A 23147-nucleotide genomic window follows, 5' to 3' on the forward strand; every position below is an offset into this window, starting at 1 on the left:
AACAATCTGTTATACTGTATCATAGAATGATTGCTTTTTGTGTTAGGGAAAGAAGGATATTATGGAATACTTGTTGTTTTTACTTATTGGCATCATTGGGAATGTCATTGGGACGTTAGTTGGGGGTGGTGGCTTAATTACCTTGCCAACGATGATGCTAATGGGTGTACCCGTCCATTCGGCTATTGGCGCAAATAAAGTGTCCAATATGGTGAGTGCTTTTTCAAGCTTTTATACAATTTATCAACGTAAGGAATTAGCATGGAACGAAATGCGTTCGGTGTTACTTGTCTCTTTAATCGGAGGTACATTGGGGGGACTTTTCGCTTCATTCATGAGTAGTCAATCATTAACGTTCATTGCTATTATTTTACTTGGCTTTGCGCTTGTCATGTCCTTTATGGGTGGAGCTGATTTTGGCGACAAGGAACGTTTTACGATGAATCGAAAAAACGGTCCTATCCTTCTTGGAGTTGGCTTTTATGACGGTATGTTTGGTCCGGGCAGTAGTACATTGGCGCTTTATACATATGCACATGAGAAGATTTCCTATATTAAAGCCGTGGGGCTATCACGGGTAGGGGTATTTGCAATGTGCTCAGGAGCAGCGATTACCTATATTGCTACAGGGAAAATCGAATGGCCGTTAACGCTTATTTTAATGATTGGCTCGACGATTGGTGCACAAATTGGGCTTGTGCTAGCCAGAAAAGTGAAGGCACATCAGGTAAAGCTTTTACTGCGTATTGTAACGATTGTGCTGATTATACAGCTTGTTTATGATTTCATCCATCAGCTTTAGGAGGTGATTGTCCTGTTTGAAATTTCACCCTATCCAACCTTTTCGTGGTCGTTATCGCGTCATAAAACATTGACAAGCTGTGCCCGCAAATACGGCTATGAATATTACTTTTCACATAACGGGTGGCTCAGTTACAATGTGGAGCCATATCATCAACAGGTGTATCGCTTAAAAAAGCTGCAATCGATGCCTATTTTATTTGGGCAAATTGTCCATCGATACATTGAGCAGGCCATTAATGATTATTTACAAACAGGAAAAGCTCCAACAGTAGAGGAGCTAATTCAATTGGGGCGCGGGCAGCTGAATGCAGCCTTTATTGACTCCACTCGTCGTCTTGAATTTTGGAGGCAAAAACCAAATAAGTATTATATGATGCAGGAAATCTATTATCATGGCACCCTTTCTCCTGAGCTTGTGCAAGACTATAAAGAACGTTTACGACTAGTTTTTAATCATTTTTTAATGAGTGAAACATTCCAGCAAATCACCTCACAAAAAGGCTCTCTCCGTATCGGAGAACCAGAGCAATTCCGCTCCATGAAAATAGAAGATGTCCAGGTATTCGTTGTTATGGACTTTCATTATTATGATGAATTGAGGGATAAATGGATTATTGTTGACTGGAAGACCGGTAGAGAATCTGATGATGACCGTCAGCAATTAGCCCTCTACGCTTACTATGTTCAGCAAAAATACCGTGTGTCTCTAGCGCAAATCGAGGTCTATAATGAATATTTATTAACAGGCAAGCGCAAGAAATATAGTTTTACAGACATCGATATGGAGAACATTTTGTATACGTTTCAGCGCAGTGTTTTAGAAATGAAAAAGTATCAGGCTGATATTTTTTCCAACGAGCCCGTGGACATCGAGGACTTTGAACAAACACAGGAAAAATGGCATTGTCGTGGCTGTAATTTTAGGGAGTTATGTGCATCAAGGTGAAAAAGAAGCGAGTGCTAATATAGCCTCTCGCTTCTTTTTAAGTGATTTTCGTAAAGTGAGCTTTTGTGCTTTTTTTAATAAAGTAAAGAAAAATTAATTGCACAAGTAAAACGATTAGAAACATGATGCCCAAAATAATGAATGAAACCATTTTCACTTCAGGTGTTTGCACAATCCCTGCACCATCAACATTTCTTGCCCCAATAAATACGGCGATGCCAGAAAAGATCAATAACCATACAATATTTACAGCCCACCAGAATATTTTCATACGCAATATAAACACCTCTTTCTTCTTGTAATTCCCACTCGGAGCTTAATTATAACAATTTACCTTAAATTTGGAAATGTCCGATAGACGGTGCTACATCTCAGCCTACAGACGGATTGACTATTTTAAAAATAGAAGTTTTTCATAGGCTTCATTCCTTGTTTAGGGGATATATGGTAAATTTGGTATGTGCATATTACTTATTACCTTAGAAAGGAGGCAGCATATGATGAACAATAAAAAGGCGTTTATCGGGTCAATCGTTATGTTGGGTATATGTATGTGTCTGTTTTTTCCTTATCCCTATAATGAAGCGATGATCGCACATACTACATTCATGTCAATTCCGATCGAAACACAAGATGGATACGTGTTACTTGGCATCTTTGGCTCGATTTTATTTATAATTGCTATGATTTTACTACTTAGGAGCATCAACAAATATCATTTTCGAACATTTGTTATTGTAGTATTACTTTATTCATTTTTACCTCATTTGCTTATTGTGGCATACCAAGAAACCTTTGCTAGTGGCATTATGGCCATTTCATACAAAGGGGAAGGAGAATGTCGTTTTGATATGGTGAGAAAAGACTTAATGAATGGGGAATGTACCATTGTCTTACATAATCGAAGCAATGAAGCTGTGTCCTTTGATTTACAATTTATCGATACGAATTTTTTTAAAGGCGATAAGCGGATGAATTCACTTATGAATATAGCAGGGCCATATCATGTGACCATCGAGGCCAATCGTGAAAAAGCTATTCATCTAAAGGAATTACTCAATTTAACAAATGTTCCTAATCATATAGAGGGAGGTGGCTCCTCCAAGGTGCATGTTCAATTAATAGACGGTGACAAGGAAAGAACTTTATAAATAGTAAATGCGTGGAAAATATGTTGCGTCTTATACATAGTTCAACATTGTATTTGCTTTTGTGGTAAACTTGTATTAAATTATAGTAAGCTATGAATTGATCTTGAGAGAGGAGGCAAAAAGTCATGGAAACTATTTTCAGAAGAACGGCGATTGAGGTAAAGACATTTTTACAATTAGATGATTTAGGCTCAAAGGGACCAGTCTGTGGTTTTTTAAGAAAACAGCATAGTGAAAGTAGTAACCGGAAGCTTTTTGCTTTTGTCAGTCATGTGTGAAAAATGACTTTTTAACCATACAAAGTAATTGGTAGACGCCGGTTTTATGGCGTCTTTTTTGTTGTGATAAAACGGAGAGAGGGTGAGTGAATTGCTAAAAAAACTAAGACAATTAAGGAATGTTGCAGTGTTCCAAGCGCTTCTAATTTAGAAAAATAATTAGAAGCGAGGAATTTACTATGAAAAAACAACCAATTTTTACTTCATCATTTCTTTTTCTATTCATAAGTAATTTTTTTATTTTTATAGGATTTGAAATGTTATTGCCTATTTTACCAGCCTATTTATTAAGCATAAACGCCAATCCGATGCAAGTAGGCTTGGTGACGACGGTATTTACACTAGGTGCCATCACGATAAGACCTTTTGTAGGGTACTATTTAATGGATCATAAGCGGAAAAAACTAGCGATTGTGGCAAGTATAGCCTTACTCATAATTACAATGCTGTATCCATTGCTTAACACGATTTGGATTTTCCTAGTACTCCGACTTTTCCATGGAACAGCGTGGGGTGTATCCACGACAGCCAATAGTACAATGGCTGTAGATAGTATCCCTAAAGCTCGATTAGGAGAGGGAATGGGCTATTTCTCGGTATCCACAACCGTGGGAGCGATTGTTGCACCAAGTCTCGGTATCCTTATTTACAGTACCTTTTCTTTTCACACGCTGATTTGGTCGTCAGCCTTCCTAAGCCTATTTGCGATCATAATGCTTTCCTTTGTGCATGCAACGACACCTATTCAAAATGACAAGCAGCCATTTCGGTTTATGGAAGCGATATTTGAAAAAGAAGTAAGGTTTCAAGCAGTATTGACTGTTGTGACGACGCTTGGTTTTGGCGCTATTATTACATTCTTAGTTCTTTTTGGTGAACAAAAGGGATTAAAGCATATTTTTCTATTCTTTCTTATCAACGCAATTGTTTCCACTTTAATACGTCCTTTTACAGGGAAATGGTTTGATAAGCATGGACCATGGTCGATCATTATTGTGTCAGCGATTTTCGGTTTTCTATCTTTAATCGTGTTATCCTATACTACAAATAATTTCACATTGATTATCGCCGCGATTTTATTTGGTGCAGGCTATGGCACCGTTATGCCGTGCCTACAAACCTGGGCTGTTCAAAAAGTAAGTGAAGCCAAAAGTGGTGCAGCCAATGCCACTTTTCTTTCCAGTTTTGATGTTGGAGTAGGGATGAGCGCATTTATCTTAGGAATTTTAGCTGAATGGATAAGTATAGAAATGATTTTCCGACTTGTTAGCCTTAGCTTTCTTCTTGTCGCTCTGTTAGTCTATCGGGATTATATTGTTAATAAGAAAACAAACCATTAATATAGGAAGAAGGACCAGTCTCAAGTGTCTGGTCCTTTTTTCTTAGACTTATATAACGCAAGGGTAAACTATTTCTCCCAAAGCTCAATCAGTCGACCTTCTGGATCTTTAATCCAAATAAACTTTCCAAATTCGTTACACTCTAGAGGTTTTGCGAGTGGGACATCAAGATGTTCAAGATGCTTTATCATCTCGTTTACATCATGAACTTGGAAATTTAACATCACTTGCTGTTCTGCTGGAAAATAATTGTCCTGTTCAGTGAAAAAAGAAAAGATCGTTTCATTGCCTTCTTGTGGTTTAATGATTGTCCCATTCCAATCGTTTATTTCTAGCATCAAGGTTTCGCTATACCACTTTTTTACAGAATCTAGATTCTTTGTTCGCCAAAATATACCTCCAAAGCCTTTTATCATCGTCTCGATCTCCTGTCTGTTTAACGTTTCCTCATCTTTTCCATTACTATAGCATGACAAGATGGCCATAAGAAAGAGACCATGCCATTTTGGATGATCTCTACCTATTATTCGGTAATCGTTTCTGCAAATGTTTTACGGCCAGGGCTTACTTTATTAATATGAATATCGATTTTACTGATGGAATCTTTGCTTAAAGGAATTTTGCCATCCTTCTCTAATCTCTTCCAAGCCTTTACATTACTACGATAGAGATATTCGGACAGACGAAAGACATCCGCATCCATTTTTAGTCCTTCCTCAAAGGTAGTTAGGATTTCTTCCTTGACGGCTTTTTCTACTTTTTTTCTTACCTGATTGGGTGTTAGCCTCCCTTTAAAACCATTTAAAATCGTATCGAATTTTAAATTTACCTCAAACTTTACGTCATTACCATTCACAATTGGCTTGACTTTGACATCTAGCTTTTTAATATCGACGGTTAAGTAATCACTTTTTTCATTATTTTCTAATTCGACGGTAATTTCTCCTTGCTTTGTTTCATCATTCATCCACTCTATTCCACGTGCAGATTTGCCTTTAATATAGCCTTTAAAACTATCCTTTGAAAGAATACCAACGCCAGCAAAAAAGGTTTCTGTTTTGGGGCCATCCATTGTCTCCCAGTTTTCGTTGACGGTTACATAAGGAATTTTCATTTCGTGGTTGGGCTCATTTAAGCCAATGACGAGCTGTCTTAAATTAACAGGCTCTACAAATGACTCCTGCTTCGCTGTATTTTTAGGATTACTTAATTTGGTGGCAGTTGGTGATTTCTCTAACAATGGAGAAACTAATAAAACATCCTCGATAGGATCTTGGGTACAGTAAACCCAAATATGATATCTTGTCTCTCGAAAGCGTAGAAAAGTATCAATAACCGCAATCGCATGTTCAGCTTTCATGGCACTCTCTGAGAAGAGAAGAAAGGTCATATGTCCCCAAAATACTTCTTGGTCCATTGAACGATACAATTTGTAAATGGCTTCTTCTATTGTCTTACCCTTCGCTTGACCAATTTCGGTAGGCGCTGCATTAGGGTTAGCTGATTCTGTTTTCGCTACGTTAGCAAAGTTGATAATTTGTAAGTATGCTGTATATTCATTATCCTTGTAGTCAACCCCCACACCTTGTACGTAATACATGCGTTGCGGCTCTGTTACATCCCAACAGCCTGATAGCAGTAGTGTAGTCGTCAGCATTAAAATAACAATCGCAATTTGTTTTTGGCTCATATATCTCCCTACTTTTTGAAGTTCGTGTATATTAGTTTGTACAAGAACGCAAGGTATTATAAGTAGAGACCATTTGTATGTAGGAAAGTGCTGCTCTCGTCAAAATGACGTAGAGACAGCACTAATGATTTTAGTGGAAATATTTTTGGACGCGTTCAACGACCTCGTTTGCCGATAGTCCATTCGCATCAATCACAGGACCTTCCATAACTGGATCACTAATTCCCATGACATCGCGATCCTGACCTGTAATAATACAAGCATCACATTTTTTCGCATCCTCTTCATTGCGAAGCTGGATGACTTCAAAGCCTTGTGCTTTTAAAGCATCTTCGATATTCGTTAATGATTGTTCCACACCAATAATTCTAGACATTTCTTGTCCACCTCCTACAAATAATGTGCCATTTCAGGTTGCTCATTATTCATACTATTTTTTAGTGGGGAGAGATAATTTCTAGAGATCCGTGCGTAATAGGGGTTGTGTACTACATCTAAAAGAACCGCCAAAGCTTCGAGAAATCGTAAAATCAACATATTCTACGGTGATACCTCTCTTCGCTAGTTGCTCGCCAATCCATGTAAATTCTTTGTCTGTAATATAGACTTCTTCATTAATAGGTAAGCCGTTAGTAGCAAGTTTTGCGGCATCTTCTAGGGAAACGTGAATTTTATCCCAATCTTTTAGCTGTTTGGGAATACCATCAATGAGTGCTTCCTCGCAGACAATCATTAGACCCTCTCTAACGAGGCTAAGCGCACAGTCGAGATGAAGAATGGTTGGATGAAGCGGCACTTCGACCACCGTATAATCAAAGTTACTTGCTAAATTACGCAGCCACTGCACACCATTTTTATTGGAGGCTAGTCCTGAATTCCCGACAAAAATCGTTTTATTTAACACTAACACATCGCCGCCCTCTAAAAACGGGCCAGCTTCAGAATCTAAACCATCTGCCATATCAGGCTTTGGAATGGAGACATAGAAGCATTGATTTTCATTTGCTTCCTGTGCTAAAAGATTACGTACGGGCAAAACTTCGTTGCGTCTATGTGGGAATCGAAGGGAGCCCTCGATTAAAAAATGGCCGATAGTGAAAAAGGGATCGCGAACGAAGAAATTGCTATAGCCATCTTCTTTTCCTACTTCTTTTTCATAGTCTGTTAAACGTCTTGGTACTTGTACTTCTACCCCGTATTTTTCTAATACTTTTTTTAAATTTGCTCGTTCCAATTCCCATTGCTGCTGTCTTTCTGGAAAGACATCTTTAAAATTTTTACCGAGTGTATCTACGCTTGCATAAAGTGCTAGTGTTTCTTCTGTTAAAAATTCATCATCTGTTGGAGCCTCCTTAGCTGGAAAAGCAAATTCCGATTGCGCCATGACAACTCGTTTTAAAGGAGCAAACTCACTTTTTACAAAAATATTCGTCATCTTACTGCCTCCTGTTGTATGATTTAGAAAAAGTAGTGAAAATTTTTCCTGTAATGTTCCTTATCGTAAGATATATAGTTACTATATAGTCAAGGATGGGCTGTAAGGTGGTGAAATGATGGGCATTGCAGAAGTGTTGACCATTGTCTTTGTCGTATTAAAGCTAACAAATGTCATTACATGGTCGTGGTGGCTGGTATTATTACCAGCGATTCTTTCATTTAGTCTGTATGCCATTATTGGGCTGGTGAAGCTTGGGATGGTATTGATTGCTGTGGTAGCAGTGAAAAGGCGGGAAAAGAAAGCAGAATTATGAAATCATAGTAGCCAAATTACTAGTAATCAGAACAACCAGGTCCTTCTTTTGTTTCGCATAGTCATGTAGGATCGTATTGGAGATTAGAGCATGAAAAAGGTGAGGATAGTCCAATTAGGTCCACCCTCACCATTTTATTATTTGCTTAATTCATAAGTTTTCACAGCTGGAGGAACAAAGCTTTCACATTGATCTAATAGTGCTGCTGCGTCCTCATCAACAATAAGTGCATCACGATATTGTGCTTTTAAAAATTGTTCATTTTGCATATGGTCAAAGAAAGATATTAATAAATCAAAATAGTTTTCCATATTGAAAATAGCACAAGGTTTTTGAAGCAGCCCGATTTGATTCCACGTAAATACTTCAAAAAATTCCTCTAATGTTCCAGGTCCACCAGGAAGGGCAATAAAGCCATCTGCTAATTCCATCATTTTACTTTTACGTTCATGCATTGTCTTTACAACAATCAGCTCTGTCAGCTGTTGATGCGCAATTTCACGTTCTTCTAATAATGTCGGAATCACCCCAATGACCTTGCCGCCTTCTTCTAGCACTGTATTCGCTACTGTTGCCATGATGCCTACAGAAGCACCACCATAAATAAGAGTAATTTGTCTTTTGGCTAATTCTTTTCCTAGTAAAATCGCTCCTTGACGATAAGCATCGGAAGCGCCTAGACTGGATCCGCAAAATACGGCAATATTTTTCATAGCTGATTTCCTCCATATCTGATCGAATTCTTTTATAGTATAATTTATTTTGAAGAGGAAGGAAATGGAGGAAACTGAATTGGAACTAAATGAATTTCAACGCTGGGTAAAGGATTACTATGAAGCACGTGGCTGGTCAGAGCTTAATATTTTTACACGTATTGGCTTCTTGGCAGAAGAAACAGGTGAGGTAGCCAGGGCGATTCGAGCAATCGAGATTGGTAGAGATCGACCAGATGAAAAAACACCATCCTTTGAAGAAAATAAGCAGGAGCTAATTGAAGAGCTAGGGGATGTCTTAGGAAATCTTATAGTGATTGCCAATCAGTACGATATTCCATTAGAAGAAATATTTGCAGCTCATCAAGACAAGCTGATAAAGCGTTACCAGGAATAGGAGGATCGAGATGGAATATCAAGTAGAGGTTTTACGGGGACAGCATGAGGATTTTACAAATTTTTTAAGCGAAAAAATTCGTGCCTATAATAATGAGCAATCTCCTTATCATCGCGAAAGTAGAAAGAAGATTGCGGTTCTTCCTTTACAGTTAATCGTCACAGATCAACAGCAGCAATGGATAGGTGGTATAACAGCTGAAGTCTACTGGGGATGGATAGAAATACATAAATTTTGGTTTAGTGAAGAATATCGTGGAAAGGGAATTGGCACAAAGCTCTTAGCACAGGCAGAGTTAGTAGCCAAGGACATGGGGGCAACAAAAGCCCTACTGACAACCTACGAGTTTCAAGCGCGTACCTTTTATGAGGCACATGGCTATCAAGTAGTGGGAGAAATTAAAGATTATCCACCAGGCAGTAGCTACTATACGATGGTGAAAGTGCTTCCTTAAGAATAGGCTGTCTAAGGAGAGAGACAGCCTGTTTTAATTGACATCGCCCAAATAGATTGTTGTCTGTTGTCCTCGTATAAATTTCTGTAATGGTTGGGTAAGCGCTTTGGGGTAAAGTCTATATGTATGAAGCTTTTCAATCGGTATCCATTGTGTCCCAATTTGAAGACTATCAGGATTCGTTGGTTGACAAGTTTGCGCATTTAGCTGACAGAGGAAATAATATTCTACCTGATGTACATCAGCGTCAAAGGCGGCATGCTCATGATTTTGTCCGATGTATTCACGGATAAATAACAGCTCTCCAATGTGAACGGAGGAGCCAATTTCCTCCAGGCATTCCCTTTGCAACGTCTTGTGAAAGGTCTCTCCATGCTCCTGTCCACCACCTGGACAAAGGTAAAAGTAGCCCTCTATATCTTGATTTTTTGTTAGCAATAGTTTCCCATCCACGATGATGATGGCTTTGACAGAATTTCTAATCATGGACTTCTCCTTTTAATTGTTATTTTTCGTGATCATGACTAAAACGCTTCATGAATGTCTACCTTAGTAAAAAGGGGAGATGAAGCGTGTATTCAATGTCCAATTTTAAATTACTTGTCGAAAAACAGACCGAAATTGATACCATTTATCAGAAATGTAATGATTTAATTCAATCAACTGTTACGCCAAAGCTAGATGCAGAGGTCGAGCAGTTTTTAATGCTAGTTGAACAGCATTTGACACAGCAAGGCTTTACAATTACGAATACATCAACAGGGTTAATCGCCAATTATCAAGAGGCTGTCATTAATGTAGATAAACATTCAAAGCATTTGGAAGAATGCTTTTTTATCAATTTAAATAGTTATGCTGAGGATCAAGTCTCTATTGTACTCGATATCTCACCAACGATGCTACCGAAAATTTCAAACCAGCTCGATGGCTACACAGATATTATAGAGCAAATGACGGATAAGCTAAAGCAAGCAAAAAGTCTAGAGAAAGCCTGTACGAATCCCAAATTTCTTTATAAAACGCAAAGCAACAAAGTTTTTCATACCCCTCAGGAAGTGTTGGATTATTATTTTCAAGGATAGGAGAAGCAGCTAGAAAAAACTAGTAGGTGTATAAAAAGTGGAAAATTGATGTTGAGGACTGACCTCAACAGTATAGACAAATAAAAAAATACACCTTCGATTGAATATGGGGTTAAAAACTAAATTTCAATTAGGAGGTGATTTTTCTAAGAGTAAAAGGTTTTAAATGAATTAATTGATCCCATTTGCGAAATATATATATAAAGGATGATGATTCAATTACAAATCACCATCCTTTTTAGCGTATTAAATCTGTAAATAAATCATTCCTTAATCCGTTTCAAAGGGCTTTTCTTTATACTTGGAAACATCATAACGCCCAATTACTTGATAATTAGACGTTTCATCGTCAGCCTTGAATTTATTGAAATCAGCTACATCCAGAGCATCTGTCATCATCTTCAATAAATATTGTGGTTCCGGAGCTTCTTCTACTGCTGCAAGAACTAGTGCATTTCGTAAATATCCTGCATACTGTGAGAGCAATTGAGCATTGAAGTCTAGCCTATTTGCTTCAGCAAAAAGCTTCATGAAAATCGATACCGTTCGTGTATTTCCTTCTCGGAAAGGATGAACACGCCAAAGTTTTGTCATAAATGAAGAAAAGTCCTCAACAAGGAGAGGATTAGAATACTTCCATTGCTTAGATTTAGACCAACTGAAAATAGTTTTTAAATCAGATACAATGTGATCTTTATCACTATAAGCAACAGATAATCCACTTAAAACATGTTCGCTTTTATAAATATTGACTGTGCGGAATTCTCCTGCCCATAAATATAGCTCATGAAAAAGGAAGTGATGAATCTTTTGGAGACTTTTATATTTTTGGAAGTCAATCTCATGCGTGATAGAAGAAATATCTATAATCCCAGCGATTAACAGTTGTGCTTCAACGTCAATCAATTGCTGTTCATCTCGAATATTTAATTTGTTGATTAAGACATTTGTATTAGGATAAATATATGGATCCATAAACTACTGTGAAGCCCTTGTATATTTTTCAACAATCGCTTGTTTCAATTGGCTGGATGATACTTGACCATTTTCATATTGGTTTAAGAGGTTCTGTGTAAATGCGCTCGGTTTTCCACCGTCAATGGCAGCCATACCAACTGCGAATTGCACTTGCTTTTTACGTTCTAAGGATGAATTTTCTTTCATAAATAACACCCCTCACTTTAATGGTATATCTATTATATCAGTTTTATGCATCAGGAGATAGTTAGATCACTGCACGATGCCTACTGACATAGTTCAATCTTTGTCATTAAGTATTTACACTTTGAGTGAGAAAATTCAATAGGTGCCAGTGGGAAAAATTTAGAGCTAGGCTATCCTATAATCAAAGCGGGTGAAATTTTACGAAGAGTAAAATTTCACCCACTTTTTCTATTCGGAGAAGAGGTTTTGTTCTAGTCTTTCATCTATCTAAAAGCGATAGCGATTGGAAGCCCGCTTTCTTCCATTATCGAATAAACTTTCTCCCGCAAAGCCACATTATCAAGGATAGACCTAAGAAATAAAGTGGCATTGTCAGTAAAGAACCGTTATGCAGTAAGCTCATACCAGATGTGATGGCACTGACGAGTAAGTAATAGCCGAGACTAAAGATAGCGCCTGCTGTGCCAATCACATCCTGAAAATCTACTAACGCTAAACTTAAGCAATTAGGAAGTGCGATGCCCGAGCCTAGCAGTGTGATAAAAATAGTAATCAGCATACCAATGGCCATCATGCTCGCGTGCAATGGAAGGGTACAAACGATGGTCAAAAGCAAAGTGCCACCAAGCATTACCAAACAGCCAACATGGATGATTTTTTGTGGCGAATGGCTGATGACGAGTCGCTTTGAAATCATAGCCCCAATTATGGAAGCAAGGGCAACGATAATGCCAAGAAATCCGTACAGGCCAGGTGACAGCTGGAAATGCTCGATGAATATAAAGGGTGCTTCGGCATAGTAGCTAAATAGAACACCATTAATGCCTCCTATTAGTAGCCCATAGACAAGCACGATGGGTGAAGCAAAAATGCGTTTGACGACAGGCCAAATCGCTGTTCTTTGTCTTGTTGCAGGATTGGTTGTTTCTGGAAGTCTGCAATAAGCATAGATAAACAACAGGATACTCATGATGACAAGGACAAAAAACACGGCTCGAAAGCCTAGTGCTTGATCCACCCAACCACCAATTAACGGCCCTATAGCTGGGGTAAAGGCAATGACGGCTGAAATTTGAGCAAACATAGCATGGCGTTGGCTTCCCGTCACACTTTCACGCAAAATGGTTTGCGTAATAATGGAGCCAGTTGCAGCGCCGAATGCTTGTAGCAATCGACTTGCTAATAGAAAAGGGATTGTCTCTGCGTAAAAGCAGAGTAGGCTACCTATTCCATAAAAAATTAAACCACCTAGCATGGCAGGTCTACGGCCAATAAAATCAGAAATCCATCCCCAGCAGAAAACGCCGAACGCAAAGCCAATAAAATAGATACTTAATGTTAATTGGACAGAGCTATTGGCTACTTCAAGTGCAGCGGCAATATCCGGAAGTGATGGTGTGTATATTGTTTCACTAATTTGTGGAAAAGCCACAAGAACAATCATTAATAATAAAGATGGTACTGCCTGTTTTTTCAACATATTGCCCTCCTACAAGCAAAATTCTACTTTGTTAGTTTCAAGTAGATTGCGTAGCTAGGGAAACGGCGGGACCATTATAAGAATACGTTCATAGGATGTCATGTTGAAATCACCTTTATATGCTTGAAGTAGGAGTGCATAGTCTAGCAACTATTATAGGCTATTTTACAATAATTATATAGTAATAATTGCTAAAGCTAAGAGATATTGCTTGTATATGGAAGGGGAATTTTGTAAAATGGAACATATGTTCTTTTGAGAGGGTGTATCTAATTGAATTTTGAGCTAACTTTATTTACTTCTAGTGATATTCAGGGATTAATCGAGCTATCAGCTTCCGTTGGATGGGATTACGATGCCTACGAAATTGAAACGATTATGGCAGCAGGTAGAATAGTTGGACATAAAAATATGGAAGGAAAAATTGTTTCCTGTGCAGCTATTATTCCCTACGACACAAATGTAGCTTCCATTGGCATGGTGATTGTGCATGAGCAATGCAGAGGTTTTGGCTTAGGTAGAATTGTTACACAAGCCTGTATCGATAGTGTTTCAGCGGAAACAGCGATTATGCTCGTAGCTACAATAGAAGGACAACCTTTATATCAAAAAATGGGCTTCACGACTGTTGAGCATGTACATAAATATTTGGCAGACAAATATGTTGAGACGACCAGCAAAGCCGATTTTTTAGGTACCATCAAAGAATTTCAAGAACAGGATTTTGAACAGCTGGCCCAACTTGATGCAGCAGCCTTTGGGGATAGTAGAAGAATCTTTTTGCGTAAAAGAATACAGCAGTCACAGCGCTGTGTTGTTATCAAAAATCAAGACAACCAAATGATTGGCTATGGCTTAACAATCGCGGGGCCAATTTATCTACTTTTAGGACCAATCGTCGCGCCAAGTAAAGAAATAGCGCATCATATTATCAGTGAATTGGCTAAGGGCTATCAGGGGAAATTACGTATCGACTGTCCATCTGTTCAAAAGGAGCTTGGTCCAATTTTACAACAAAGTGGTTTTACGATGGCTGCCACGCCACCTGTCATGATCCGTAATGCCAAAAAAATACCTCCAAGAAATCAAACATTATATGCTCTAGCAGCACAAGCTTTCGGATAATCAAACGTGCAAGCCTACTTTGGGGTTTGCACGTTTGTATTGTCAAAAAAGGATTTTGAAGGAAGAGTAGAGAATGATATGGATGGTAGAGGAGGGGAACAGCATGTTTCCAGAATTAGAAACAGCAAGACTTAGGTTAAGAGAACTCACAGAGGAGGATGTTCCTGCGATTTTTCGTTGCTTTTCCAATGAGGCTTTAACACGCTATTATGGGCAGGAGCCTTTTACTGACACACAGCAGGCTGAGCAGTTAATTAAGCAATTTGCTAAAAATTTTGAGGAAAAGCGTGGGATTCGTTGGGGAATTGAACGAAAAGATTCGAATGAAGTGATTGGTACAGTTGGCTTCCATCTATGGTCGGCGGCACATCAACGAGCAGAAATTGGCTATGAAATTCATCCTGATTACTGGCGGCAGGGTTATACAAAAGAAGCTGTGCAGAAAGTAATTGCATATGGTTTTGGGGATATGAACTTAAACCGGATTGGAGCCGTTGTTTTTTTAGAGAATGAGGCATCTTCCAAGCTTTTAATTCAGCTTGGATTCCAACAGGAAGGCATATTGAGGGACTATATGTATCAAAAGGGACAAGCACATGATACATTTATCTATTCTTTGTTAAAAAAATATGAATAACGTAGCTTTAGCGCTTTTATAGAATAATCATTTACTTGGAAATGGATAATAAATAATAATTTAGATGGAGTTTTGAGGCTGCTTTTTTCGGTTATAGTTCTTATATGAACAACAATTCATAAGTTCGTGTAAAAAAGTAACAGATGAGGGGCTGGGTGTTATGGAGCAATATAGCACAGCTTATTTTCAAAAGCTAGATTTACTGTCAAGCTTATACGCGGGACAGGCTGCTTTAAAGGATTCCCTTCCAACAGAGAAGGTCAAGCGGATGGAGCGCTATCAACAAATTGAAGCGGCGATTACAAAACTAAATAACGAAATTAGAATAATTGAACGGACCATATTAAAGTCCTCCCATCCTACTAGAAATAGTTAATGGTAGCTCAACCCATGCATATCCCAGCATGGGTTTTTCGTTTGATAAGGTAAGCTTATGTATTTTTATAATAATTATAGATTTTTCTTATGGGTGATCTACTAGTACACTAAAATAAAAGGGGAGGGTGAAGAGAATGGGGATTGATTTCCATAATCAGCAACATCGTACGTCTTATACAACTAGACAGGCAGATAGCTCATGGAAGGCAGCATTAGCGAAACATATTCCTTTTCCTAGTATGGGAAAGGCAGTAGATATCGGCTGTGGCGGAGGGATTTATGCCAAGGCACTTGTCGATATGGGGGTGGCATCTGTAACAGGTGTAGACTTTTCACTAGCCATGCTAGACGGAGCGAAAGAAAATTGTCGAGCATATCCGCAAATCACATTTGTTCAAGGAAATGCTTTCAATACAGGGCTTGCAGGGGATACTTTTGATATCGTGCTTGAACGAGCCTTAATTCATCATATACAAGATGTCAAAGCATGCTTTCAAGAGGCATTTCGGCTTTTACAGCACGGCGGTTATTTTATCGTACAGGATCGCACCCCAGAGGATTGCTTACTTCCAGGGGATGCTCATCATATAAGGGGCTATTTCTTTGAAAGTTTTCCTTCGCTTATTCAAAAGGAGGTAGAGCGCAGACACAATAGTCAGTTGGTGACAGAAAGCTTACAAGAAGTAGGCTTTCAAGAAATTAGTGAACTCAAACTATGGGAGACGAGACAGGTCTATGCTAATAAGGAGCAATTATTGGCTGATTTACAAGGTAGAGTGGGGCGTAGTCTATTACATGAGTTAAATGACATCCAATTATCGTCCCTTCTTGAGCATATAAGGAATGCAATTACCACTGAAGGTTCCATCATTGAAAAGGATCGATGGACGATTTGGATCGCCAAGAAAAAATAATAACCACCTTCTGGAGAGGATCAAACCTCTCCATTTTTATTCGATTGCAGCATCAAAATCTTACTCCGCTTTCTCAGAGCTATCCGTCAATTTACAGGATCTATCCGCCACTTTTAACTTTCTATCCATCACTTTAGGATTGCTATCCACTACTTTGCACATTTTATCCGCTTTCCCAGAGAAAACCCTTATAGCATCACTATAAGGGATTATTTAGCAAGTGCTAGCAAAAATTCATCGCGGTCTGCTTCTTCCTGCATTTTACTATCGACAAGCATTGCACCTGATTGAACACTTGTGATGTCGTTGTCTACCAGAAACTGTACATTGACCTTGGCTACTTCATTGTTCACCGTGCAATCACCCTCAAACTCTACAACATCCTGTCCCTTTTGTGTTTCAAAATAGACCCAATATGGATTTTCACAGGCAGAGGCAAAGGCACTCTCCAAAGTTTTTGCGCTATTTTCATAGGAATAGTTTTTTACGTATGTAATATATTCATTGTCTGTAATATCCTTTTGTGGACCATAGAAGTACCAAAATACCGCTAAGATACCGATTGGCACAATCCACAGTATATTTCTTTTACTTAATTTCCCCATGTGTTATATCCCCCTTTATGTGAATATTTTAACATCTTCTTTTGCATTTTTGCTAGCTTACGATAATATTTTCTATTGAAGGCTGCGATTCTGTTCACAGCGTGAGCTTTGAATTCAGGTGGCAGTTATGATAACGTTAGTTGATAGATTTGTTTCGATGTCGCCAAATGGCTTGGTGAAGGAGGTTTTTACATGCATAAAAGAAGACGTGGTGTGCTGCTAGTTCTTGTGCTGATGTTAATGGGTCTAGCCTTTTTTATCGGCATGAAAGTGAGGCCAGTCACACTACCGACTAGAAATCCTGAGACAACGCCCGTTCAAGAGGATGCGTCCGAACAGGAAGGTGGTTCAGACAATATAGATATCCTCATTCAGGATATTGCTCAATTCGCGCGAGAAGGAAAAGTACCTGATGTGCCATTTGCAGCAGGAGATACAGAACAACAAGCGGTTCGTGAGCAATGGGGAGAACCGCAGCAGGTTACTGAATCCGCCAATGGACAATATGAAAATTACGAGGATGTGACGATTGGTTATCGAGGTTCACAGGCCTTCGATATCCGTTCATCGAAAGAGAATATCAAAAGCATTCGTTTAGCAGATATTAAAAATAAGTTGGGTGAACCTGATGAAGTTCGTTACTATCAGGATCCTTCAACCGATCAAATTATTCTTGTCTACCAAGTAAATGCCAGCTATCAATTAAAGTGGATTTTACCGAAACCGATTGACAGTGATGCCAATCCTACTGTTCATCATATTTCGGTCTATACGGAACTGAAGCCACAAGCGCCAGATACGGTGGAACAAATGACATTGGACGAGAAAATCGGTCAAATGATGTTTGCAGGTGTTTCAGGTACGACGCTTCAGCAGGAGACAATAAGCCTTATTCAAAAGGCTAAAGTAGGTGGTTTAATTCTTTATGGCAATAATCTTGAAACACCCCAGCAAACGGTCACATTGATGAATGACTTAATGGCTGCCAATTCGAATAATCAGCTACCACTTTTCCTTGGCACCGACCAAGAGGGTGGAAAAGTAGTCAGATTACCAGGCGCTTTAAAAAATTTCCCAACGAACCGAAAAATTGGGGACATTAACCAATCCAAGTTTTCATTTGAAGTAGGCCAATTATTAGGGGAGCAATTAAAGGCATTTGGCTTCAATCTGGACTTTGCGCCTGTATTAGATGTCAATAGCAATCCGAATAATCCAATTATCGGGGATCGTTCGTTTTCCAATGATCCAGCTATCGTCAGCAAATTGGGCATTCAAACAATGAAAGGTCTGGAGTCGGAGCAGGTTATTCCTGTCGTGAAACATTTCCCTGGGCATGGTGACACATCTGTGGACTCCCACTTAGAATTGCCAAAGGTGACAAAAAGCTTGAACGATTTGAATCAGCTAGAGCTTGTCCCATTTAAAGAGGCCATTAACAATGGTGCAGATGTCGTCATGGTCGCACATATTTTATTGCCAAAGATCGATCCCCAGTATCCTTCCTCCATGTCGAAGGAAATTATCACGGGTATGCTAAGAAAGCAGCTGGGCTTTGACGGTGTTGTGATGACTGATGATATGACGATGAAGGCCATCACGAATCATTATGCGATTGGGCAAGCAGCTGTCGATTCAATCAAGGCTGGTAGTGATATTATTTTAATCGCTCATGAATATGCCAATATTACAGCAGCGATAGAAGCGGTGAAGGTAGCCGTCAGCAATGGGGAAATAACAGAGGAACGCATCAATGAAAGTGTCCAAAGAATCCTAAAACTAAAAGAAAAATATCAGCTTGTCAATCAGCCCGTGCCAGCAGTTGATATCAACAAGCTTAATACGGACATCGAAAAAGTTTTGAATACGTATATGAAATAAACGCAAAAAGGGACATACAGCTACCAGTGTATGTTCCTTTTTGTGAATGATGGATAGGGTGAGAACGTGGATAAGGAATTCAAATTAGCTAGTCAATTATTACTGTTACTAGATTCTGAACAAAGATGGTTTACTTTAGGGGAGGTTGAAAAAAGCTTACATATTTCAGATAAGACCATACGGAAGCTCGTAGAAGAGATCAATCGGCAATTACCAGCAACAATGACGATTGACGTATCTAGAGGAAAGGGAATTTTTCTACAACGAGATGGGCGAAGTACAACCGTTAGTGAAGTGCTTTCGAGCATGTTCAGGCAAACCATCTTCTATCGCTTCATGCACTTATTGTTTATCAATGGGCAACCTTATTCGATGGAGGAGCTAGCAGAGGCGATGTTTATGAGCACTTCCTCGTTGAAGAAGCTGATTACGCAACTAAATAATCATGATTTGAAGCCGTATAAGCTACGCATTACATACTCGACGCCCGCCGTAAAGGGAAATGAATTGAATATCCGCTACTTTTATTGGAAATTATATGGTGATGCCTATGAGTATACAGGATGGCCATTTATCAATAGTGACTTTGATTTTATCAATCAATGCATCACGCAAATAGAGCATGAGCAAAGCATTGTTTATTTTATTAACTCCAAGAGGAAATTATCCTTTTTAGTGGCGATTGTCTTGGAAAGAGTACGAAAGGGGAACTATGTCAAAATTACGGAGGATGATTACGCCTGGGAAAGAGGAATGTTCTATTTGCCAGTAAAAGACTTTGCACAGGCACTGGAAGAAAAATTTTCGATTGAATTACCAAAGCGTGAATTGTTTTTTATGCAATCTCTATTTAGTCTAAGCCAATATCATTATTATGAAGGATCAGACATGACGCCAATGAAGGAAATCGAATTATATAAAAATAAAGAAATTGATCAAATGGCGCAGCAGTTGTTCACCTTATTGGCAAAGGTTTACCCTAATCTACATATGAATGAGCGGTTTAGCTTGGAGGTATATGAGTTTTTAGACAAGCTTTTAATCGATAATGCCATCCCTGAATGGCTGATGATTTCAAAAAGTAATTTAACAAACTATGTTCAAATTGAATGTCAGCAAATTTACCAAGATATGCAGGTCTGTATGCAAACATGGAAAAAAGCGTACCCTTCTATCCTGTATAATGACTTTCATTTAACCAAGCTTACCTTGCTTGTTCGTTCAGGGCTACGTTATAAAAGTAAACGAGCCTTCTTGGTTATTGGAGAGGAATTTTCAATCCGCCATTATATCGCCAATTTAATTAAGAATGAAATTGGGGACCAGCTGATTATTAATACTTCTATTATGAAGGGGTTAACGGATGAGATGGTACAGCAGCATCACATTGATTTTGTCATAAGTAATTTTCCCGTTGCCTTAACGACAGTGCCGGTTGTTATTATATCTACTATTCCTACCAAAAGGGACTTAGATAATATTCGTCAAGAATTGCTTCGGTAATTTGGTCAATTATTTCCCGTACACAACGTAACAATCTGGTCTAGTTTGTCAGGATTATTAAACCTTATACTCATAGTAGTTTCTGAACAGATTTCTTGTAAAAGAAGTAGTTTTGGAAATGGCTGTGGGTATTTTTTATTGGTAAATGAAAACGGTTACCTAATTGGATTGGAGATAAATGACAAGTTTTTGGAGGAATGAAAATGAGTAGACATTTAGGAGCAAAAAAGGGAGAAATAGCTGAGCGTGTCTTGCTGCCTGGAGACCCTTTACGTGCAAGATTTGTAGCAGAGCATTTTTTAGAGAATGTCTATTGCTATAACGAAGTGAGAGGAATGTATGGGTATACAGGAACGTTCAAAGGTGTACCGATTTCCGTGCAGGGGACGGGCATGGGGAATCCATCGATGAGTATTTACGGTACTGAATTGGTTAACGATTATGGCGTGAAAAAATTGATTCGTATTGGCACATGTGGCGCGATGCAAAAGGACATTCAAATCCGCGATATCATTCTAGCCCAAGCAGTGTCTTCAGACAGCAATTTGACGGAGAAAATTTTCTACGGCAATAATTACGCACCAATTGCGGATTTTTCCTTATTAATGAAAGCGTTTCAACGAGCGCAAGGGAAAAAAGGCAATGTGTTTGTTGGCAATATTTATAATTCAGATGAATTTTATCGTGAAACATTAGACAGGCTTCATAAGTTTATGGAATTCGGTGTTTTAGGGGTAGAAATGGAAAGCACCGCCCTCTATACGTTAGCCGCAAAATATGGAGTAAAGGCATTGTCTATTTTGACGGTAGGTAGTCAACTATTAACAAATGAAAGCTTAACGCACGAGGAAAGTGAAAAATCCTTTTTTGATATGGTGGACATTGCTCTTCATACAATCATCGATGCGTAAGGGATTGCATGGGATGGGAAGAAAAAGCATTTGAAAACATTGTTCGTTACGGAGGGGACAGCATGCATTATATTATTTCGATAGTAGGTCTACTACTCGTGCTATTTTTAGCATGGCTTGCAAGTAATAATAAGAAAAAGATTAAATACCGCCCAATCATTGTGATGATTGTTATCCAGCTTGTTTTAGGGTTTCTATTACTGAAAACAGGTATTGGGGAATTTTTAATTAAAGGATTTGCTGATAGCTTTGCAAAACTACTTGAATATGCCAATGAGGGCACAAATTTTGTATTTGGTGGGATGGCGAATGAGGGTGCACATACATTTTTCCTCTATGTTTTAATGCCAATCGTCTTTATGTCAGCCATCATCGGCATATTGCAACATTATAAAATTCTACCGTTTATGATTAAATATATAGGTTTCGTATTAAGTAAAATCAATGGCATGGGAAAACTAGAATCCTATAATGCGGTTGCAGCGGCAATCGTAGGGCAAAATGAAGTATTCATTTCAGTGAAAAATCAAATCGGCTTTTTACCAAAGCATCGGCTTTATACCTTATGTGCTTCTGCGATGTCAACGGTATCGATGTCCATTGTGGGCTCTTATATGACGATGCTAGAGCCAAAGTATGTAGTGGCAGCTCTCATATTAAACTTGTTTGGTGGTTTTATCGTGGCCTCAATCATTAACCCGTATGAAGTACAAGCGGAGGAAGATATAATCGAAGTGCAAGAAGGTGAAAAGCAAACGTTTTTTGAAATGCTAGGCGAATACATTATGGACGGTTTTAAGGTAGCCATCATCGTCGGGGTTATGTTAGTAGGCTTTGTTGGGTTAATTGCCCTCATTAATGGTGTGTTTAATGGTATTTTCGGTATCACATTCCAAGGTTTTCTAGGCTATGTCTTTGCCCCAATTGCGTTTGTCATGGGTGTACCTTGGCATGAAGCTGTGAATGCAGGGAGTATCATGGCGACAAAGCTTGTGGCAAATGAATTCGTTGCCATGCTGGACTTCGTTAAAATCCAAGATAGCTTCAGTGAGCGTACAGCAGCGATTGTCTCTGTATTCCTCATATCCTTTGCTAACTTTGGCTCAATTGGTACCATTGTAGGTGCCGTAAAAGGGTTAAATGAAAAGCAAGGCAATGTAGTGGCACGCTTTGGATTAAAATTGCTATACGGTGCCTCACTTGTAAGTGTTCTATCAGCCATCATTATTGGGATTGTGTTTTAAAGAGAAGAAATGAGAGGTGCATATTTTAGGCGTATCAATCCCTAAAATATGCTTTTTTTTGATCTTTTGTCAGGTGAGAAACATTGTAACTTTCTTCCATGATTTTCGTTTGATCTATTAAGAGGTTGAATTGTACCAATAGTAAAAATTTATAAGGGGAAGGATAAGAATGAAAACTTTCTATCATTGTTTAATCATGTGGATACCTTTTATAGTGCTGTTTGCCTTAGCTGGATTTGGCTTAGAAGTTTTAGAAGGAAGAAAAATCAGGACATCAGAATATATGACGGGATTTCGTGATTTAGGCGTTGGCTATATGTTCTTAATGGGCTCTTTTGCTTTTATTCTCTATCCGATTTCGTTTTTACCGCTAACATTTATTGTGAGTCGTTTTATGAAAAATTGGCTGTTTAAAGTGGTTACCTTCACTTTATTTGGTGGGGCAATAGGGGCTTTTTCTTTCGTAATCATTTATGATTCGCGATTTATAGAAGAATATAATTTAAGTATTATCAATTCGATGCTTATTTTTGGTATTGCGAGTTTACTCTATGCTTTAGTAGAAAATGCGGTGAAGAAAAATATAAAATTTGTTTAACGAATGAATGTGTCTTTTTTTATCTAGCGGCATATGGAAAATTATTTCTACTCATTTCAGTCTAATTACCGATAGCATATTAACGGATTATCCTTTATGGT

Annotated in this window: 29 protein-coding genes; 18 read left to right on the forward strand and 11 right to left on the reverse strand. The window is 38.5% G+C overall.

Annotation, left to right across the window (positions count from 1 at the left end; all coding sequences use genetic code 11):
• Window positions 1-61 precede the first annotated feature (61 nt).
• Window positions 62-802, forward strand: coding sequence for a sulfite exporter TauE/SafE family protein (locus AC1RFD_RS04225; RefSeq protein WP_004228897.1), 741 nt, complete (start codon window positions 62-64; stop codon window positions 800-802).
• A 12-nt stretch (window positions 803-814) separates the two neighbouring features.
• Window positions 815-1750, forward strand: a complete 936-nt coding sequence (locus AC1RFD_RS04230) for a PD-(D/E)XK nuclease family protein (RefSeq protein WP_492474872.1) — start codon at window positions 815-817, stop codon at window positions 1748-1750.
• A gap of 37 nt (window positions 1751-1787) precedes the next feature.
• Here AC1RFD_RS04230 and AC1RFD_RS04235 read toward each other — a convergent pair whose 3' ends face one another.
• Window positions 1788-2021: a DUF3923 family protein gene (locus AC1RFD_RS04235; protein WP_066037514.1), complete on the reverse strand. Its 234-nt coding sequence runs from the start codon at window positions 2019-2021 to the stop codon at window positions 1788-1790.
• Window positions 2022-2247: 226 nt separating this feature from the next.
• Between AC1RFD_RS04235 and AC1RFD_RS04240 the strand changes: the two genes are divergently transcribed.
• From AC1RFD_RS04240 to AC1RFD_RS04250, 3 genes are all read left to right on the forward strand, one after another.
• The gene (locus AC1RFD_RS04240) at window positions 2248-2901 is read left to right on the forward strand and encodes a hypothetical protein (protein ID WP_492474533.1); all 654 of its coding nucleotides are present in this window, start codon (window positions 2248-2250) and stop codon (window positions 2899-2901) included.
• 125 nt (window positions 2902-3026) lie between these two features.
• Window positions 3027-3179 carry a hypothetical protein gene (locus tag AC1RFD_RS04245; RefSeq protein WP_167444836.1) on the forward strand — a complete coding sequence of 51 codons (153 nt, stop codon included), beginning with the start codon at window positions 3027-3029 and terminating at the stop codon, window positions 3177-3179.
• Window positions 3180-3358: 179 nt separating this feature from the next.
• Window positions 3359-4519: an MFS transporter gene (locus AC1RFD_RS04250; protein WP_492474534.1), complete on the forward strand. Its 1161-nt coding sequence runs from the start codon at window positions 3359-3361 to the stop codon at window positions 4517-4519.
• A 68-nt stretch (window positions 4520-4587) separates the two neighbouring features.
• Here AC1RFD_RS04250 and AC1RFD_RS04255 read toward each other — a convergent pair whose 3' ends face one another.
• The 4 genes from AC1RFD_RS04255 to AC1RFD_RS04270 all read right to left on the reverse strand — a co-directional run bounded on the left by AC1RFD_RS04255 (window position 4588) and on the right by AC1RFD_RS04270 (window position 7644).
• Window positions 4588-4935, reverse strand: a complete 348-nt coding sequence (locus AC1RFD_RS04255; RefSeq protein WP_048390551.1) for a VOC family protein — start codon at window positions 4933-4935, stop codon at window positions 4588-4590.
• Window positions 4936-5042: 107 nt separating this feature from the next.
• Window positions 5043-6209, reverse strand: a complete 1167-nt coding sequence (locus AC1RFD_RS04260; protein WP_492474535.1) for a Ger(x)C family spore germination protein — start codon at window positions 6207-6209, stop codon at window positions 5043-5045.
• Between the two features lie 130 nt (window positions 6210-6339).
• The gene (locus tag AC1RFD_RS04265) at window positions 6340-6585 is read right to left on the reverse strand and encodes a YkuS family protein (RefSeq protein ID WP_004228871.1); all 246 of its coding nucleotides are present in this window, start codon (window positions 6583-6585) and stop codon (window positions 6340-6342) included.
• An 81-nt stretch (window positions 6586-6666) separates the two neighbouring features.
• Window positions 6667-7644, reverse strand: a complete 978-nt coding sequence (locus tag AC1RFD_RS04270) for a dimethylarginine dimethylaminohydrolase family protein (RefSeq protein WP_131519899.1) — start codon at window positions 7642-7644, stop codon at window positions 6667-6669.
• A 118-nt stretch (window positions 7645-7762) separates the two neighbouring features.
• Between AC1RFD_RS04270 and AC1RFD_RS04275 the strand changes: the two genes are divergently transcribed.
• Entirely contained in the window at window positions 7763-7960 is a 198-nt protein-coding gene (locus tag AC1RFD_RS04275) for a transmembrane Fragile-X-F protein (protein WP_054548795.1), read from the forward strand.
• Between the two features lie 137 nt (window positions 7961-8097).
• Here AC1RFD_RS04275 and AC1RFD_RS04280 read toward each other — a convergent pair whose 3' ends face one another.
• Window positions 8098-8673 carry an LOG family protein gene (locus tag AC1RFD_RS04280; RefSeq protein WP_492474536.1) on the reverse strand — a complete coding sequence of 192 codons (576 nt, stop codon included), beginning with the start codon at window positions 8671-8673 and terminating at the stop codon, window positions 8098-8100.
• 79 nt (window positions 8674-8752) lie between these two features.
• On the opposite strand from AC1RFD_RS04280, the gene AC1RFD_RS04285 reads away from it, so the two are divergent.
• Window positions 8753-9070 carry a MazG nucleotide pyrophosphohydrolase domain-containing protein gene (locus AC1RFD_RS04285; protein ID WP_054548807.1) on the forward strand — a complete coding sequence of 106 codons (318 nt, stop codon included), beginning with the start codon at window positions 8753-8755 and terminating at the stop codon, window positions 9068-9070.
• 10 nt (window positions 9071-9080) lie between these two features.
• Complete coding sequence (locus AC1RFD_RS04290; RefSeq protein WP_492474537.1) at window positions 9081-9524, forward strand: GNAT family N-acetyltransferase; 444 nt, start codon at window positions 9081-9083, stop codon at window positions 9522-9524.
• Window positions 9525-9557: 33 nt separating this feature from the next.
• Here AC1RFD_RS04290 and AC1RFD_RS04295 read toward each other — a convergent pair whose 3' ends face one another.
• Complete coding sequence (locus AC1RFD_RS04295; protein WP_259418988.1) at window positions 9558-10010, reverse strand: NUDIX domain-containing protein; 453 nt, start codon at window positions 10008-10010, stop codon at window positions 9558-9560.
• Window positions 10011-10105: 95 nt separating this feature from the next.
• Here AC1RFD_RS04295 and AC1RFD_RS04300 point away from each other — a divergent pair, with 95 nt between their 5' ends.
• A complete protein-coding gene (locus AC1RFD_RS04300; RefSeq protein ID WP_227744841.1) occupies window positions 10106-10606 on the forward strand; it encodes a hypothetical protein in 501 nt (166 codons plus the stop codon).
• Between the two features lie 270 nt (window positions 10607-10876).
• Here AC1RFD_RS04300 and AC1RFD_RS04305 read toward each other — a convergent pair whose 3' ends face one another.
• The 3 genes from AC1RFD_RS04305 to AC1RFD_RS04315 form a co-directional block, all read right to left on the reverse strand.
• A complete protein-coding gene (locus AC1RFD_RS04305; protein ID WP_048390571.1) occupies window positions 10877-11581 on the reverse strand; it encodes a Fic/DOC family protein in 705 nt (234 codons plus the stop codon).
• Window positions 11582-11584: 3 nt separating this feature from the next.
• Window positions 11585-11770, reverse strand: coding sequence for an antitoxin VbhA family protein (locus tag AC1RFD_RS04310; protein WP_048390572.1), 186 nt, complete (start codon window positions 11768-11770; stop codon window positions 11585-11587).
• A gap of 304 nt (window positions 11771-12074) precedes the next feature.
• Window positions 12075-13247 carry a multidrug effflux MFS transporter gene (locus tag AC1RFD_RS04315; protein ID WP_492474873.1) on the reverse strand — a complete coding sequence of 391 codons (1173 nt, stop codon included), beginning with the start codon at window positions 13245-13247 and terminating at the stop codon, window positions 12075-12077.
• A gap of 276 nt (window positions 13248-13523) precedes the next feature.
• Between AC1RFD_RS04315 and AC1RFD_RS04320 the strand changes: the two genes are divergently transcribed.
• The 4 genes from AC1RFD_RS04320 (at window position 13524) to AC1RFD_RS04335 (ending at window position 16304) form a co-directional block, all read left to right on the forward strand.
• Entirely contained in the window at window positions 13524-14375 is an 852-nt protein-coding gene (locus AC1RFD_RS04320) for a GNAT family N-acetyltransferase (RefSeq protein ID WP_492474538.1), read from the forward strand.
• A 103-nt stretch (window positions 14376-14478) separates the two neighbouring features.
• Window positions 14479-15012, forward strand: coding sequence for a GNAT family N-acetyltransferase (locus tag AC1RFD_RS04325; RefSeq protein WP_328011769.1), 534 nt, complete (start codon window positions 14479-14481; stop codon window positions 15010-15012).
• Between the two features lie 160 nt (window positions 15013-15172).
• Window positions 15173-15388, forward strand: coding sequence for a hypothetical protein (locus AC1RFD_RS04330; protein ID WP_054548789.1), 216 nt, complete (start codon window positions 15173-15175; stop codon window positions 15386-15388).
• Window positions 15389-15524: 136 nt separating this feature from the next.
• Complete coding sequence (locus AC1RFD_RS04335) at window positions 15525-16304, forward strand: class I SAM-dependent methyltransferase (protein ID WP_492474539.1); 780 nt, start codon at window positions 15525-15527, stop codon at window positions 16302-16304.
• Between the two features lie 209 nt (window positions 16305-16513).
• Here AC1RFD_RS04335 and AC1RFD_RS04340 read toward each other — a convergent pair whose 3' ends face one another.
• On the reverse strand, window positions 16514-16909 hold the full coding sequence (locus AC1RFD_RS04340) for a hypothetical protein (RefSeq protein WP_048390581.1): 396 nt from the start codon (window positions 16907-16909) through the stop codon (window positions 16514-16516).
• Between the two features lie 192 nt (window positions 16910-17101).
• Here AC1RFD_RS04340 and nagZ point away from each other — a divergent pair, with 192 nt between their 5' ends.
• The 5 genes from nagZ to AC1RFD_RS04365 all read left to right on the forward strand — a co-directional run bounded on the left by nagZ (window position 17102) and on the right by AC1RFD_RS04365 (window position 23046).
• Window positions 17102-18790: a beta-N-acetylhexosaminidase gene (gene nagZ, locus AC1RFD_RS04345; RefSeq protein WP_492474540.1), complete on the forward strand. Its 1689-nt coding sequence runs from the start codon at window positions 17102-17104 to the stop codon at window positions 18788-18790.
• A gap of 66 nt (window positions 18791-18856) precedes the next feature.
• Window positions 18857-20293, forward strand: a complete 1437-nt coding sequence (locus tag AC1RFD_RS04350; RefSeq protein WP_066037507.1) for an AcpB/EbpR/MafR family transcriptional regulator — start codon at window positions 18857-18859, stop codon at window positions 20291-20293.
• Between the two features lie 203 nt (window positions 20294-20496).
• Window positions 20497-21204, forward strand: coding sequence for a purine-nucleoside phosphorylase (deoD, locus tag AC1RFD_RS04355; protein WP_054548784.1), 708 nt, complete (start codon window positions 20497-20499; stop codon window positions 21202-21204).
• Between the two features lie 62 nt (window positions 21205-21266).
• Entirely contained in the window at window positions 21267-22448 is a 1182-nt protein-coding gene (locus AC1RFD_RS04360) for a NupC/NupG family nucleoside CNT transporter (protein WP_036081191.1), read from the forward strand.
• A 169-nt stretch (window positions 22449-22617) separates the two neighbouring features.
• Window positions 22618-23046: a hypothetical protein gene (locus AC1RFD_RS04365; RefSeq protein WP_048390590.1), complete on the forward strand. Its 429-nt coding sequence runs from the start codon at window positions 22618-22620 to the stop codon at window positions 23044-23046.
• The last annotated feature ends 101 nt before the right edge of the window (window positions 23047-23147 follow it).

The organism is Lysinibacillus sp. GW823-FHT02G10, assembly GCF_058797135.1.